This window comes from Lysinibacillus sp. NPDC096212 (assembly GCF_044763105.1).
GTDB lineage: Bacteria > Bacillota > Bacilli > Bacillales_A > Planococcaceae > Lysinibacillus.
In genome coordinates, this window is record NZ_JBIWFQ010000028.1 from 1 (window position 1) to 15,991 (window position 15,991).

General features: G+C 36.1%; 13 protein-coding genes. 9 read left to right on the top strand and 4 right to left on the bottom strand.

Annotated elements, in window-relative coordinates; translation table 11 throughout:
• Nucleotides 1-109: 109 nt before the first annotated feature.
• Nucleotides 110-1,273: an aminotransferase-like domain-containing protein gene (locus tag ACIQ7T_RS21830; protein ID WP_370081738.1), complete on the bottom strand. Its 1,164-nt coding sequence runs from the start codon at nucleotides 1,271-1,273 to the stop codon at nucleotides 110-112.
• A gap of 133 nt (nucleotides 1,274-1,406) precedes the next feature.
• On the opposite strand from ACIQ7T_RS21830, the gene ACIQ7T_RS21835 reads away from it, so the two are divergent.
• The 3 genes from ACIQ7T_RS21835 to ACIQ7T_RS21845 all read left to right on the top strand — a co-directional run bounded on the left by ACIQ7T_RS21835 (nucleotide 1,407) and on the right by ACIQ7T_RS21845 (nucleotide 5,520).
• Nucleotides 1,407-2,804 carry an aminotransferase-like domain-containing protein gene (locus ACIQ7T_RS21835; protein WP_402873468.1) on the top strand — a complete coding sequence of 466 codons (1,398 nt, stop codon included), beginning with the start codon at nucleotides 1,407-1,409 and terminating at the stop codon, nucleotides 2,802-2,804.
• 323 nt (nucleotides 2,805-3,127) lie between these two features.
• Nucleotides 3,128-3,940, top strand: coding sequence for a COG4705 family protein (locus ACIQ7T_RS21840; protein ID WP_370081742.1), 813 nt, complete (start codon nucleotides 3,128-3,130; stop codon nucleotides 3,938-3,940).
• 344 nt (nucleotides 3,941-4,284) lie between these two features.
• Complete coding sequence (locus tag ACIQ7T_RS21845) at nucleotides 4,285-5,520, top strand: DNA polymerase IV (RefSeq protein WP_402873471.1); 1,236 nt, start codon at nucleotides 4,285-4,287, stop codon at nucleotides 5,518-5,520.
• 158 nt (nucleotides 5,521-5,678) lie between these two features.
• On the opposite strand, the gene ACIQ7T_RS21850 is transcribed toward ACIQ7T_RS21845, so the two are convergent.
• Nucleotides 5,679-6,416 carry a hypothetical protein gene (locus tag ACIQ7T_RS21850; protein WP_402873474.1) on the bottom strand — a complete coding sequence of 246 codons (738 nt, stop codon included), beginning with the start codon at nucleotides 6,414-6,416 and terminating at the stop codon, nucleotides 5,679-5,681.
• Between the two features lie 345 nt (nucleotides 6,417-6,761).
• On the bottom strand, nucleotides 6,762-8,861 hold the full coding sequence (locus ACIQ7T_RS21855; RefSeq protein WP_402873477.1) for a hypothetical protein: 2,100 nt from the start codon (nucleotides 8,859-8,861) through the stop codon (nucleotides 6,762-6,764).
• Nucleotides 8,862-9,081: 220 nt separating this feature from the next.
• On the opposite strand from ACIQ7T_RS21855, the gene ACIQ7T_RS21860 reads away from it, so the two are divergent.
• The 3 genes from ACIQ7T_RS21860 (at nucleotide 9,082) to ACIQ7T_RS21870 (ending at nucleotide 10,798) form a co-directional block, all read left to right on the top strand.
• Nucleotides 9,082-9,729 (top strand): alpha/beta fold hydrolase, encoded by a 648-nt coding sequence (locus ACIQ7T_RS21860; protein WP_402873480.1) that lies wholly within the window; start codon nucleotides 9,082-9,084, stop codon nucleotides 9,727-9,729.
• A 205-nt stretch (nucleotides 9,730-9,934) separates the two neighbouring features.
• Nucleotides 9,935-10,312 (top strand): VOC family protein, encoded by a 378-nt coding sequence (locus tag ACIQ7T_RS21865; RefSeq protein ID WP_370081341.1) that lies wholly within the window; start codon nucleotides 9,935-9,937, stop codon nucleotides 10,310-10,312.
• Nucleotides 10,313-10,585: 273 nt separating this feature from the next.
• Entirely contained in the window at nucleotides 10,586-10,798 is a 213-nt protein-coding gene (locus tag ACIQ7T_RS21870; RefSeq protein ID WP_402873609.1) for a hypothetical protein, read from the top strand.
• Nucleotides 10,799-11,095: 297 nt separating this feature from the next.
• Here ACIQ7T_RS21870 and ACIQ7T_RS21875 read toward each other — a convergent pair whose 3' ends face one another.
• Entirely contained in the window at nucleotides 11,096-12,007 is a 912-nt protein-coding gene (locus ACIQ7T_RS21875; RefSeq protein ID WP_370081339.1) for a LysR family transcriptional regulator, read from the bottom strand.
• A 204-nt stretch (nucleotides 12,008-12,211) separates the two neighbouring features.
• Between ACIQ7T_RS21875 and ACIQ7T_RS21880 the strand changes: the two genes are divergently transcribed.
• The 3 genes from ACIQ7T_RS21880 to ACIQ7T_RS21890 all read left to right on the top strand — a co-directional run bounded on the left by ACIQ7T_RS21880 (nucleotide 12,212) and on the right by ACIQ7T_RS21890 (nucleotide 15,896).
• Entirely contained in the window at nucleotides 12,212-13,588 is a 1,377-nt protein-coding gene (locus tag ACIQ7T_RS21880) for an aminotransferase family protein (protein ID WP_370048016.1), read from the top strand.
• A 62-nt stretch (nucleotides 13,589-13,650) separates the two neighbouring features.
• A complete protein-coding gene (locus ACIQ7T_RS21885) occupies nucleotides 13,651-15,072 on the top strand; it encodes an NAD-dependent succinate-semialdehyde dehydrogenase (protein ID WP_402873485.1) in 1,422 nt (473 codons plus the stop codon).
• Nucleotides 15,073-15,239: 167 nt separating this feature from the next.
• On the top strand, nucleotides 15,240-15,896 hold the full coding sequence (locus ACIQ7T_RS21890) for a GNAT family N-acetyltransferase (RefSeq protein ID WP_285395967.1): 657 nt from the start codon (nucleotides 15,240-15,242) through the stop codon (nucleotides 15,894-15,896).
• The last annotated feature ends 95 nt before the right edge of the window (nucleotides 15,897-15,991 follow it).

The window sequence follows — 15,991 nt, forward strand, 5'->3', positions numbered from 1 at the left end:
TATGAAAAAAATTGAAAGCCGGTGAAATTTTACTGATCGTAAAATTTCGCCGGCTTTTTAGTTTAGAGATGGGTTTTGTCCCAGCCTCTTTTTTTTAATAACTTTGTTTTTATAAAATGCTTCCTAAGCGTTTAATTCCTTCGCGGATGACTTCTGGTGTTGCATTCGTATAATTTAGGCGCATTGTATTAACATCAGTTTTTGATGTATAGAATGGATCGCCAGGTACGAAGGCTACTTTTTGGTCCATCGCTTTTTCGAAGACATCTACTGCCGAAGCACCGTTGTTCATTGTAGCCCAAATGAACATTCCGCCTTCAGGTCGTGTGTAATCCACATGTGCTGGGAAAAACTCCTCCATTGCATTAAGCATGGCATCTGCTTGATTTTTATATAACGCTATAATTTTCTGAACGTGCTCCATATAGTCATTGTTTGCTAGATAATCATAAATAACATATTGAGAGAAAATATTTGTGTGTAAGTCAGTTGCTTGTTTCGCTGTTTCGATATGCTGCAATAATTCTTTATTCTTTGTAATGATAAAGCCAAGACGCATACCTGGTGTAACTGTTTTAGAGAAAGAACCTAGCAAAATACTATTTTCTAATTTACCAGCACCAATGTATGGTAGTGGCTCACCTTGGAAGCGTAATTCTCCATATGGATCATCCTCGATTAACGCTACATCATATTTTGCCATGATTTCGCAAATTTGTTGACGTTTTTCTTTAGAATACGTAAGACCTGTTGGGTTTTGGAAATTCGGAACTGTATATACGAATTTTACATTTGGTTGTTGTAGCGCATTCTCTAACTCTTCTAAGTTTAATCCATCATTTTCAAGTGTTACACCATAGAAAGTCGGCTCACTTAATGTGAAGGCTTGAATGGCACCTAAGTAACCAGGCTCCTCGATGACGATACCATCACCTTTGTTAATCAATACTTTCCCGATTAATTCAAGAGCCTGCTGTGATCCTGTTGTAATAAATACATCATCAGCATGGATATCTAGTCCATGTACACGTTGGTATTTTGCGGCAATGTACTCACGTAAAGGCGCATACCCTTGTGTAGAAGAGTATTGGAATAGTCGACTACCATTTTCCGTAATGGCATGGTTCGCAGATGCCTTTAACGCTTCGATTGGGAAAGAGATTGGGTTTGGAAGTCCCCCTGCAAAAGAAATGACATCCTCAGATTCAGTTACTCTCAAAATATTTCGGATGAATGAGGACGGGGTATTTAAAATCTTTTCTGAAAATTGCATAATTTTTCATTCCTTTTTTCTGATTTTTTAAAAATTATATCATTGCCATCATATGCATACAATATTATCATTGTATGCAAGACAATTAAATATTGTATGCAAAAAAATAGAGAGAAGGAGCTTAGCTTAGAATATGCCAGTTAATTCGTTTGAAGAATATCCAATGAGTTGGAAACCGGACATTAGTAAAAGTCCGACTCCATTATATATAGCAATAGCTGAACAGCTGGAACAAGATATCAAGGATGGAAAATTATCGCCAGGCACCAAGCTACCTCCTCAGCGTGAGTTAGCTGATTTTTTAGATGTTAATTTAAGCACGATTACGAGGGCTTTTAAACTTTGTGGCCAGAAGGGGCTTATTTATGCTTCTATCGGAAATGGTACATTCGTTTCATCTGATGCAGCGACAAATAAAATGTTATTACCAACAAATAAATCTTCTCAGATGATCGAAATGGGTCCTGTACTGCCAGAAAATCATGCTAATGAGGATATTACACGTTATATGAAAAAGATGATGAATGATCCTAATTTTAGTAAATTATTTCAGTACGGACGACCGGAGGGAAATGCGTGGCAAACGGAAGCGGCAATGAAGCTTTTGGAAAAGGTCAATTTTCAAACGGATCAACCTGTATTGCTTGGGGCGGGGGGACAAAATGCCATTGTTGGAACGTTAGCTGCGTTGTTTCAACCAGGAGATCGAATCGGTACAGATCCCATTACATATGCAGGTATAAAAACAGCTGCTAATATGCTTGGTATCCAACTAGTGGCAATCCAACAAAGTAACGGTGAAATGACAAGAGAGGGGTTATTATATGCTTGTAAGAATGAGCATATAAAAGGTCTTTATGTTATTCCTGATTTTCATAATCCTACTACCCACACAATGTCGATGGAAACAAGAAAAATGATTGCGGAAGTTGCGAGGCGGAATGGCTTAATCGTCTTTGAGGATGCGATTTATAGCTTTCTTAAGGAGAAGCCGCTTGCACCAATAGCGGCCTATGCTCCTGAACAGGTAATTTATATTGCTAGTGTATCAAAAACCATCTCACCTGGCTTACGACTATCCTATATCGTTACACCGCCAGCGTTACGAAAAAAAATAATGGAAACACTGTATAATATCAATATTTCAGTATCTCTCATGATGGTGGAGCTTACAGCAAGGATGATTCACGATGGCGTTGCACAAACAATTTTAGAGAAGCACCGGTTGTATGCAAAGCAACAAAATGCCCTTGTCGATCAATATTTAGGGGAATATAACATTTTAGGAGAAGAAGAATGCATTTTCAGATGGCTAATACTCCCCGAAAAATTCACCAGCGTTCAGTTTGAATTGCTAGCAGCAAAAGCTGGTGTGCAAGTGTATGCTGCTGAACGTTTTGCCGTAGGAAATGCGAAGCTGGTAAATGCAGTTCGTTTAGCAATCACTGCACCTGAAAATCAGCTTGAACAAGCGCTAATCATTTTGAAGGATTTACTTGAAAGTGATGGTGACTATACATTTGTTGATTAAAGTAAAGATACACCTTCAAAAGGAGGTGTATTTTTTTGTACTTTGGAACTGGGTAGTGATAGAAATCTCCAAAGTTAAAAAATGAGAAATTACTCATAAATCTTTAATCAACTTCTTATAAAAGATTCGTTAACTTCTCATTACGACCTGTTAAAGTGGAGGCTGTAAATAAGTTCCTAAAGATACTACATGATTCAATGGCCAAATGATTCGATTATTCAGTGGTATTTGTTAATGGTTCATGTAGTTTTAGTTTGCATGTAACAGTCATCATGGAAGTGTATGTATGACTAGTTGATATGAATAATAAGGAGATGGATTAAATGATTAAAAATTCGTTTTTATCTGAAGAATCAGTGGTCCCTTCATTACAACAAATATTGAGCAAGGTTCCAGAAGTCACAATCTTCTTCTGGATCATCAAGATAATGGCTACTACGGTAGGTGAGACGGCTGCAGATTTCCTGAATTTTAACTTACACTGGGGTTTGTCCAATACGACCTTTCTAATGAGTGGACTGTTGATTATTTCTTTGTTCATCCAGTTCAAATCGAAAAAATACGTGCCGTGGATCTATTGGCTTGTGGTTGTACTAATTAGCATTGTCGGAACTTTAATCACAGACAACCTCGTAGACAATTTCGGGGTCGCTCTAGAGACGACTACTATTTTCTTTTCTATTGCGTTATTCGTGACATTTGTAGTTTGGTATATGAGTGAAAAAACATTGTCTATTCATTCCATCTATACAAGCAAGCGTGAAGCTTTCTACTGGTTAACCATCCTCTTTACCTTTGCTTTAGGTACGGCAGCTGGTGATCTTATTTCAGAGGGTATGGACTTAGGGTACTGGAAGTCTGGTCTCATATTCGCTGGCTTGATTGTTGCAGTTATGATTGCTCATTACGGTTTCAAATTGAATGCCGTATTGGCTTTCTGGGTTGCTTATATCCTAACGCGTCCACTTGGAGCATCTTTCGGTGACTACTTGTCACAGTCTCGTGCAGATGGTGGTCTAGGTCTAGGTACTATCGGAACGAGCGCAATCTTTCTAATTATAATTTTTAGTTTGATCATTTATCTGACTAAAACAAATAGAGATAAAATCTTGTTATCAAACATAAAGGAGAAGTAAAAAAGAACATCGAATGATTAATAAACTAGAATAATATAACCAAAGAGCTGAGAGTTTTCATTAAATTGAATACTCTCAGTTTTTTAACTTTTATTGACTAAAAATATAGTAAGTCAAAAATAAAATTTGATAGTTTTAGGATTTGATCATTTCCGACAGAAGACGCTCGATTCACAGCTAATAGTAATGGGAGGTGAATGTCATGTCGGTTGGCGATAGCCAAAAACGATGACATTGTGATAAGATAGAAACAAATGTTCTTGTATTGAGGTGGAGTCCATGTTAGTCAAAGGACTGCTAAGAATTCTAAAGAAACTTTGGTTAGTAAAATGAGGTGATAAAATATGAATAAAGGAAGAATCATTTTACATATCGACCTTAATTGCTTTTATGCCTCTGTTGAACAAATTTATGATCCCTCATTAATAGGGAAACCCGTAGCCATCGCAGGTAATCCTAAAGAGCGTAGAGGTATCATTATTACGTGTAGCTACGAAGCAAGAGCAAGTGGTGTATATACAACTATGAATGTCGGAGAGGCGCGGCGAAAGTGCCCAGAGCTAATTGTACTACCTCCTAATTTTGAACGGTATAGAGCTGCGTCCAAGTCATTTTTTAATTTGTTAAAAGAGTATAGTGAAATTCTCCAACCAGTTTCGATCGATGAAGGATATTTGCAACTTCCTATAGTGGAAGGCCAAAATGTCTTGCAACACGTACAAAATATGCAAGATAGAATCTGGAACGAACTTCAACTCCCATGTTCAATCGGTATTGCACCGAATAAATTTTTGGCGAAAATGGCAAGTGATATGAAAAAGCCAATGGGAATTACCGTACTCCGAAAGCGCGATGTTTCCGCCATATTGTGGCCGTTGAATGTCATTGAGATGCATGGGGTTGGCAAAAGTACAGCGGAGAAATTAGGGAAATTAGGTATCAAAACAATTGGAGAACTAGCTGTAGCTGATGAATATGTATTAAAGCAAAACTTCGGCATTAATGGTCTAAGGATGAAACAAAAAGCAAATGGTGAAGATGATAGACCAGTTGATCCAGAAGCGATATACGATACGAAAAGTGTAGGGAATTCTACAACACTTTCTCATGATACGACAGATAGAGATGAACTATATAAAGTAATAGCAACACTTTCTGAAAAGGTAGCGGACAGATTAAAGGCCAAGAAACTTGCTGGAGTTACTGTAAGTATCATGATCCGTTCAGCTGATTGGGAAACATGTACACGAAGTAAGTCCATCAATAACGCGATTCATTCAAAAGAGGATATAGTTGAGCATGCCTGGTATCTATTTAATAAGCATTGGGACGAGGAACCTGTACGGTTACTGGGCGTTACCGTATCAAATGTCAGTGATATTAAAGAAACTACACAGCAACTAACGTTATTTAATTTTGAAGAGCATGTAAAAGATGAACCAATCATTAAACTGGTTGATCAAATCGAGCAAAAGTTTGGAAAAGGAACAATTTTGCGAGGGGCAGATATTGCCAAACCAGTAGGGAAATATCAAGCAAATACGAGTTTTAGTAAAGACTTTTGGGATGAACATAAGTAAAAAGGAACAAATGGAGAGTTAGTTTCTTAGGAATATTATTAACAATACAATATCAAAGCCATAAATTCATTGGTGGCTTTGATATTTGGCGCTTCTGAATTGAAAATTTCTTTTCATTAATATATCTTCAGCTATTCTAGTTTAACTTTTAACTAACTTCATATTTTTAAATTATTTTTAGCCTCGTCTACAAATGCCCAATAGAGCTGATAAAACTCTTTTGATTTCAGTTCTTCTGCTGGAGTCGTTCCGTAATGCCATTGACCATTTGTGCTTCCTAATACCGTAATCCCCCCAACTACAACATCGTAGTCATAACCACCTAAAGAATTGATGCTAGGACGCACCATGCCACCACCTGCTGCAAGACTTTTATTTGTTTCCGTTTGTATATTGTCGTGTTTAATCAAATAATCCACAAGCGTCATTTCACGGATCAGTGTTGTTTCCTCTGATTCAAATTTTTTAATTGCTTGCATCGCTTGCTTGTGAAGCGTTTTTCGGTCAGGGGATACAGAAGAAATATATTGTGCGTGTAATTTACTTTTCTCGTAATGAAAGCCTTCTATGGCGTCTCGATTTGTATCCCGCACTGATTTTTCAACTAATGCTTTAAGTTTGCTGATTAATACATCCTGCGGAGGAACTTTCATGCCTTTTGTTGGGATGATGTCCCAATTGGGTGTATTTAATGAACGACTTGCAATCAGATTGACATTCGCCTTCATTGCTACTTCATTTGGCGTATAGTTGTATAGTAGTTCGGAAGTCTGAACACTTTCCTTAGAATATTCATACGCTTTTGTTAAATGAGATTGATCACTTTTTATAGGATTATTTTTATTCGTTGAATATAAAGGAGTAGATTGTATTTGCGATAAATTAGTGACTTTCATAACTTTATTACATCCCTTTCAAATTATAAGCATTTGAAGTGTTCTATAGTTTTTTCAGTTTTTGGCACTATGAATATTTGTTAAACAATAATTTACATTTAATGTGTATTTATACAATAAATAAAATAAATGTAAAAACCACTTACTAGTATTTATCGGCGAGCCTTTATTTCTTTTGAATTATTTTAAAGTAGATTTGTAAAAAAGTTTATATTAAATGGCCTTTAGTTAAAAAGAACAGAACAAACTTTAAATCAAACAGAAAACCGTTATTTCGATCAATCTTTTTTCGAAATGACGGTTTTCTATTTGTATTTAGATGAGATGTTTATTCAGGTATAGATTTTATATATTTGTAAAGTGTTCATTTTCCTTTTGTTCATAGTTTTCACGGCGATTTTTGATGTTTTGTAATACACTGTCAAGAACATTCCGTTCAGACAGCGTTTGATAAAGGATATTTTGTACCTCTGCGGCTTCCTTGTTTTCTTCTTGGTTACTTAGAAATTCACTGTATGTTTCCATATATTCGTGATAATCAATATTAGAAAGTGTCTTAGCAGCAATTTGGTTGTGCTTAGTTAAAGCAGAAGTAAACTGTTTACGTGCCTCATCTGGTTGGGCAGGTATTATTTTGATTTTACCTCTTGTATCGGAGTCTCCTGTGAAATCAAGGAATTGATAATCGAATGCCAATGGTTTAGCAAGAGCGATATGAGCGTGAAGAGCAACAGCATGGTCACTAAGTTTTTCAGTTACCTCACGAAGGATATCGTTCCCTTTTTCAAGATAACGACTGCCATCGAGTGCAAGTACACGGCCGACTTCTTCAGAGAAAAAGTCTTGTGCAAGGAATTCCTGATCGTATCCGGTAGGTGGTAAAACTCGAAGTCTTAAGTTATTTGATACGATGTTATGACCGTTTATTTGCATAGCTACTTGAATGTTATAAAATCCTGGGTCATCAATTAACCAGCCATTTTTCCCAACGGAAACGAAAATGGTTTCGTACAGTGATTCACTAGGCATCATTACTTTGTTCTCTATGTTCCATAAATACTGAACATGAGGTAGTAACCGACGTCCTTGTTTTCCATCTTTTTTAACCATTACAGACATTCCGTATAAATCGGACAATAAATGTTTATTGATTGACTGAGGTTGATTCGAAGTATTCGTTAGTTTGATTTCAATAACTGTAGGTTCTAACCATTGGAATATAGGTGATTTACGGTTAACCCTCAATTCAAGATTAAAAGAAGGGTGAATAGAAATGATTGGTTGCTCAAAACCATGATCTACAGCCCAGTCGGCATTACCCATTTGTACGAAACGCTCAGGTGCGTGTCGCATAAACAACAGTTCTTGATCACTAAAACGATACTCAAAGTTTTTAAAGAACTCCTTGCCATTAGTTTTACTATCAAAATTGTAAGGATAATTCATAAAGCTTAGAGCCTTTGGTTCTGGGATAAGAGGACGCTCCAAAGGTTCCCAAGGATGACCTAGGTGTTTTTGCCAAGAATGCAGAAGATTAAAGGCATGTCCCATTTCATGGCAAGCACACCAAAAACGATAGCGCTGTACCCAAGCTGCTGGGGAGGGGTCACCTTTAGGTGGATCTGAAATAAATGAATTATTAAAAATTGCCGTCCCTCGACGCTGATTTGGACCTACGCTATCAAACATAATACCGCCCAGACCATGGCCTTCTTCAGCTTCCGAATTTGCAAAGAATGTCCACATGGACCATTGGGGCTTATTATCAAAGTGTGACCAATATACTTGCATGGCATCATGCATCTCTTGAGTGTTCCACTTTTTATCAGTCCCTGTATAGTCTTTAGAAACAGTATTATTACCTTCCGATATTTTTACATCAAACCCAGTGCGTTTAAAAACCTCTGCGATTGATAGAGTTTCATCCGGCAAAGATGTTGGCATGTCTGGATGGGCGTGCGTTTGATAAGTTGTAACTGGCGTAGTACCTTCTTCAGCATCAAATTCAAATTCCACAGGGTGGAAGTAAGGAGATTGAAACTGGAAGGTTCTAGTTCTGTCTGTCTCTCCTCCGATAAGAAAAATAACTTCTGCTGTATGCTGTTCAGGTAATGAACCGCGTGTTACTTGTATTTTTACATTTGTATAAGGAAATGATTGTATTTCGTCTAGGAATTTATTTCGAATATTGCCTGTCCAAGTATTTGGACCATTAGCTGTTAACTTAGCAATCCAATGAATAGTAGAAGACTGGTTTGAAATAATAGTTCCACTTGCTACCATTTGTGAGTAATATCCGTCTACGTCGAGGCGAAGTTCCTCACGAATTTGCTGTTCACTCCATGCATATAAGCCACTAATTGGTGCGAGGGGAAATTCTCCTAAACTGGAAGGGGTAATGGCTTTTACTAATTTCTTTGGTTCGTTAGTCTTATTTTGATCCATCTGTATTACCTCCATGTTTATTATTTTTTTGTCTTTCTTCCTCAATCCCAAGAGCCACAATGCTACGTTAAAAAAATTCAAAATGTGTTTCAAGTATTATATATGCAGCAGAAACTATAAATATGACACTAAAAATAGTAAAATAAATACAGTGTATAAAATATAAAAATAATCTAATTATTTCCCGAGAAATACAAGAACGAAGAAAGGAGGTGTGGTAATGCATTATAAGGAGTACGGTGATCTACATAAGCCACTCATATTGTTGATTCATGGGGGTGGTGTTGGAGGTTGGATGTGGGATAAACAAGTCCAATACTTTTCCGATTATCATTGCGTTGTACCAGAATTAATAGATAACGAGGCTAATAATACCTCTGATTTTTCAATTGAAGATAGTGCAAAAAAGCTTCTATCTATAGTAGAAGAAAAAGCAAAAAATAAACGTGTCATAGTAGTCGGATTTTCACTAGGAGCACAAATTGCTATTCAAATGGTTAATTTAAAGCCGCAATTAATAGATTCGGCCATCATCAACAGTGCTTTAGTGACACCTTCCCCAATTGCAGAAAAATGGATTCGACCATTGATAAAATTAACTTTTCCCTTAATAAAAAATAAATCATTCGCTAAGCTTCAAGCTAAAACGTTATATGTAGATCAAGACTATTTTGAGCAATATTATGAAGATAGTTCAAAGATAAAATTAGATACCCTTATTAAAATATTGCAAGAGAATATGTCGTTTGCCATCCCACATGATTTTTCGAAAGCCCAATGTAACATTTTAGTAACGGTCGGTGAAAAAGAGAAGGGCAACATGAAAAAATCTGCGCTCCATCTTGTAAGATTATTAAATAGTACATAGTGCAAATTTTTAAGGTGATTAGGGTGGAGATAAGATTTCTCCTTGAGAATCAGAGAATATTGGATGTCCCCAGAATTTACATCCGACGCATTTAACGGGGGAGAATAGTTGAAGAAGAAGGAGAATGTTCGGATTAAATAGAATAGATAGGATTGTGGCTCTTATAATTTGGCATACAAATCGAGTGTTCAATGGAGGAATAATAATGGAAACTAATGTAATTCAAAAGATTGGACAAATTGGAGTACCAGTGAAAAATGTAGAAAATGCAATTGAATTTTATAAAGAGGTATTAGGGTTATCCCTTCTTTTTTGTACAGAAAGAATGGCATTTTTTGAGTGCAATGGGCAACGACTTCTTCTTTCACTTCCTGAAAAAAATGAATTTGCAAATTCAAGTTCAGTTATCTATTTTCAGGTCGAAGATATAAAAAAAACCTTCGAAGAATTGCTTGAAAAAGGAGTGTCCTTTATCGATCAGCCACATGTTGTTGCAAAAATGGGAAATACAGAAACGTGGATGGCTTTCTTTAAAGATACTGAAGGAAATACACATGCTTTAATGAGCGAAGTACAAGTTTAATTCGTAATATCTTCTTTATTAAATGAACTGGGGCTTTACCTCAAGATGGGATTCCACAAAGATCCCATCTTTTTCTTGTTCAACAAATTGTTAAATAATCAAAGTATGAAAAAATAGGTAGAAAGTATATGAATAATTATCCCATTGACAGCGTTAGGGTAATGGGAAGGAATTTAAAATAATCAGTAAAATAAGGTATATTATATTTGTTGAATAAATTCTCTTTAAAAGACAAGTCAAGAAAAGTAGGTGAACAAAGTGGGGAAATATCAATTGGATACTAAAGGTAAGGTAGCTGTGACAAAGTATCATAAAAAACACAAGCCTGCCAAATTTGATAAAAAGCAGCAACTTGAAAGAATACGTGCGGAGTATTTAAGAAAGAACAAACAGATAAATAATATGAATGAAAACATAGGAAGACTAAAATCTCCCTATGTTTTTCTTATTCGAAGTTCTTTTTCAATTGATGATAGAGTTATTTGAATTTAAGCTTAGATACAATTGTTATAAAAAGAATTTAAAAGCTATACATTCTAGCGTAATCCCTTCATCACATCTTGTCTCGTAGCCCATAGAGCAGGAAATAAAACTGCTCCCATACCTATTAATGGAGAAAGAACAATTATACTTCCCAGAAGTAGGGCATTGACGGAAATGTTGTAGCATTTAAACTTTTAAGGCACTCTTATCTTAACTGATGTTAAAGTAAGAGTGCTTATTTTGACTTATTATGCATTATCTACCGAATATTTTAACATGAACGCCATTACTTAAATCAGATTAATCATTGAAAATGCTTGTCATTTTCTCTGCAACCTCTTCGGTAATCGCAAGAAATCGTTTGGAAATTGATGTCATGTAACGATCCTTAAGTGTAATTATATTAAGTTTTGTTTGTAACACTGGATTTGCTAGTGGTCTAAGTACCGGTAAATCAGGAGAATTAAGTAGCTTGAAACAGCTAGGTACAAAACAAATTCCTGCGCCTTTCATTACCATCATAAGTGTTGGTAATGTTTCTGTCCCCCAGTAAACGACATTAGGCGTAAATCCACTTTTTTGGCATGCCTCGATCACATCATCAGCAACACCTGATCCATAAGATGTTGTATTTAAAAGAAATCGTTCGTTTTTCAAGTCTGCAATATCAATAGAATCTTTTTCACATAGATGATGGTTGGGTGGAAGAGCTAAAAGTAAAGGTTCTGTTAGTAGTGTTGAAGTATGGATGTCCTCCGCTCTCACTGAAGTTCGGACAATTCCAATATCTATTTTATGACTTCTTAGTTCTTCTAAAATATATGATGTATTACCCTCGCGAACATGTGTAACTATGTTAGGAGTTTCCTTTTGAATTTTTTTAAAGACATTTGGCAAAATAAATAGATTTGCTGAAGTAGTACAACCCAATTTCACAGTACCTCTAATTCCTTCATGAAACTCGACTAATTTCTTCTCCGTATTCTCAGATATATCAAGTAATTCTTTTCCTTTTTCATATAAAAATACTCCACTTGGTGTTAATTCAAGAGATCTACCTAAACGATTAAACAAAGTGACATTTAATTCTTGTTCAAATTTTCTAATTAAAATACTTAAGGGGGGTTGAGTCATTTGCAGTGCAGTAGCAGCTTTTGTGATGCTACCTTCCTCAACTACTGTAATAAAACAATGTAAACGATGAAGGTTCATTTTGATAACTCCTCCTTTTAGTATTCATAAAATATATGGAAGTCATATAAATATTATAATTTACATTATAAAAATGTAAAGATATACTATTTTCATAATTAAGAATAGTTCAAAAATTGGATCTAAACTGTATTTCAGTTTAGTTGATACCAGAGTGTGTCCATCCAATCGCAAATTATTAATTTATAAATGGAGGTTTTATCAATGACAACTAAAATTACTCAACAATCAAAAACTGTAGAGTTAGCTAAACTGGACAAAAAGCACTTGCTACATCCAGCTACAAATCCGAAGGCTTTAATTGACAATGGACCGCCTATTATCTTTGTTAAAGGTAAAGGAGTTACAGTTACAAGTACGGATGATGTGGAATACATCGACGGGATGTCAATGCTTTGGAACGTGAACTTAGGACATGGGAATCAAGAACTTGCAGATGCTGGTAATAGTCAATTATCTACCCTCGCGTATGCATCATCATTTAAAGGATTCTCAAATGAACCATCCATTCTACTTGCTGAAAAATTAGCTGAGTTAGCACCAGGAGATTTAAATAGTGTATTCTACACTTCTGGTGGGTCAGAATCAAATGATACAGCAATTAAATTAGCTCGTTTCTACTGGGAGCTTAAAGGGAAATCAGAAAAAAGAAAGATTATTGCGCTAACGAATGCTTATCACGGTGTAACAATAGGAGCGCAAACAGCTACTGGTCTTGCAGCATACCACAAGTTCGCATCATCAAATATAGACGGAGTTGTTCGTGCAACAGCCCACCTATTAAACAGCGAGTTAGGTGATAAAAGTGACCCGAACTATGCAGATTCTATCCGTGGAACAATTGAAAGAGAAGGTGCGGAGACGATTGCCGGAATTATTATTGAACCTGTGCAAGGTGCGGGCGGAGTTAATATTCCACCAGAAGGTTACTTAGAAGCAGTTCGTAAAATCTGTGACGAGCACAATATCCTTTTCATGGCAGATGAAGTTATTTGTGGATTTGGTCGTACGGGGAAAATGTTTGGTGTAAACAACTGGAATGTTGTCCCTGATATGATGTCAATTGCAAAAGGAATTACGAGTGGTTATTCGCAACTTGGCGGGGTCATGATGAATGATGAAATTAGAGAAACAATTGCTAACTTCGATGCTGTTATCCCACATGGTTTCACATATAGTGGCCATCCGACTGCTTGTGCGATTGGACTGAAAAACATTGAAATACTAGAGCGTGATAATATTATTGACCACGTAAACGAAATGGAGAAAGAACTTAAAAAAGGTTTAGATTACTTAGCAGAAAAACATAGTATTGTAACAAATTGCAGAGTAATTGGTCTGTTGGCTGCATTTGAACTTTATGAAGATCCAACAAGTGGAAAATTGTTTGATCCAACTGTTTTCCCAGCAAATGCGGTAGTTGACGCATGTTTCAATCGCCAATTAATATTAAGAGCGCTTGGAGCGTATAACCAAATTGTGGCAATTGCGCCACCGCTTATTATTAACAAAGAAGAAATTGAAAAAATGATTCAAATTATAGACGATTCGATTACTGCTTTTAAAAATACACGCAACTAAACTATTCCTATAAAGTAAGTTGAGTAGTGGTGGTTTATTGTTAAAAAAGGGGAGGTTCTCTAGTGCTTTATATAAATGGTGAATGGCGAGATACAGGAAATAAATTAGATGTAACAAATCCTGCGACAGGAGAAATAATTAGAACTGTTGCTACAGGTGGTAAAACTGAAACTAAAGAAGCAATCGAAAGTGCGAAGAGAGCATTTGAATTCTGGGGTAAGACAACTGGAAATGAGCGCAGCAACTACCTGTTTCAAGTGGTTCAATTGATGAAAGAAAAAACAAAAGAATTAGCTGAAACAATTACACTTGAAAATGGTAAGCCTTTACCAGATGCTACTCGTGAAGTAGCAGGTGCGATCAGCTATCTAGAATGGTATGCAGAGGAAGCTAAGAGAATTTATGGGGAAACAATTCCTGCATCTGCAGCTGATAAACACTTAATGGTAATTCGCGAACCTGTTGGGGTATGTGCAGCTATTACACCATGGAATTTCCCGTTATCGATGATTACAAGAAAAATTGCACCTGCACTTGCTGCAGGTTGTACGATTGTTTTAAAACCGGCTGACTTAACTCCTCTTTCGGCGATAAAAGTATTCGAATGCTTTCATGAAGTTGGACTACCTGCTGGAGTTGCAAACCTGGTAATTGGCCCAGCTGAAGAAATTGGGAAAGAGATGACGAGTAACCCAGACGTTCGTAAAATCACATTTACTGGCTCGACGCGTGTGGGGAAAAAACTTATCCGTGATTCGTCTGATACAGTGAAGAAAATATCAATGGAGCTTGGTGGACACGCACCGTATATTGTGTTTGAGGATGCTGATATTGACGCAGCAGTTAATGGTATATTAGTGTCTAAGTTTATTAACTCAGGTCAAACTTGCATCAGCACCAACCGGATTTACGTAGCAGAAACTGTAGCTGATGAATTCTCAGGAAAGTTAGCTGAAAAGGTATCTAAATTAGTTGTAGGAAATGGATTAGAAGATGGCGTAAATGTCGGTCCAGTAATTAATAAAGTAGCTCTTGAAAAAGTGAAAAGTCAAGTAGAAGACGCTGTGAAACATGATGGTAAAGTAATTGCGGGTGGTAATGTATTTACATTAAATAATGGAAGCGGTTACTTCTTTGAGCCCACAGTTATTCAATATGCAAGCGATAATATGAAGATTACAACAGAAGAAACATTTGGACCAGTTGCACCAATTTATACATTTAAGACGGAAGAAGAGGTAGTTGAAAGAGCAAACCATCCTGAATATGGTCTTGCAGCTTATTGTTATACGCGAGACATTGGTCGAGGCTTACGAATGATGCGTGCTTTAGAGTTTGGAATTGTTGGTATTAATGATCCAGCTCCAGTGGTTGTACAAGCTCCGTTTGGTGGTATGAAGGAAAGTGGAATGGGGAAAGAAGGCGGTTGGTACGGACTTGAGGAGTACTTGGAGAAGAAGTTTGTATCGATTTATTTAAAATAATAAAAAATGTTACTAATCTAGGTAACTAAATATATTGTAGTAGACTTATCTACATTCTCCATGTCTCTCATACATAGTTTCTAAAGAATGTATGGGAGACAGTCTACACAATTAATAAAGTAATAAACTTTAATTTAATTCCAATAAAATAAGAGGGTGAATTTATTATGTCTCAAGTAAATTTAAAAAATAATGGACAAGAAATAGTTGTCCGCAATATTTTAAAAGAGGATCTTGCTGAAGTTGCTGCACTTTCTATGAAGTGTTTTGGACCTGATATGGCATTAAAATATGAGCATTTTGAAAGTCAGATTGAGTTGTTCCCAGAAGGTCAAATTTGTCTAGAATATAACGGTAAAATTGTAGGAACCGCTTTAAGTCTAATTGTAAATTTTGAAGATTACGGAGATAGTCACTCATATTTTCAAATCTGTGATTTAGGATTTATTCGAAATCATAACCCTAATGGTAGAAACCTATATGGTATTGAAATTGGAGTACACGAAGATTTTAGAGGGTTACAATTGGGACGTCATTTGTATGATGGCCGAAAAAGAATATGTGAGAAACTTAACTTAGAAAGTATCTTAGTAGGTGGTCGTATACCTTTTTACTATAAATATGCTGAGCAGATGAGTGCAGATGAATATGCACTAGAGGTAATGAAAGGGAAAATATATGATCCTGTATTAACATTCCAAATGAAAAACGGATACGTATTAAATAAAGTAATGCCAGGTTATTTACCTGGGGATGTTGAGTCATTAGAATATGCAACACTTTTGGAATGGAAAAATCCAGTTTACAAGCTTAAATTAGTATGAGTCTTTTGTCCGTTATGTTCGCCTATTTTAATAGGCGAACAGTGGATGCCCATTGTTTATTGCGATTATGTAACTTCTTTAGTTATGTAAGCGCT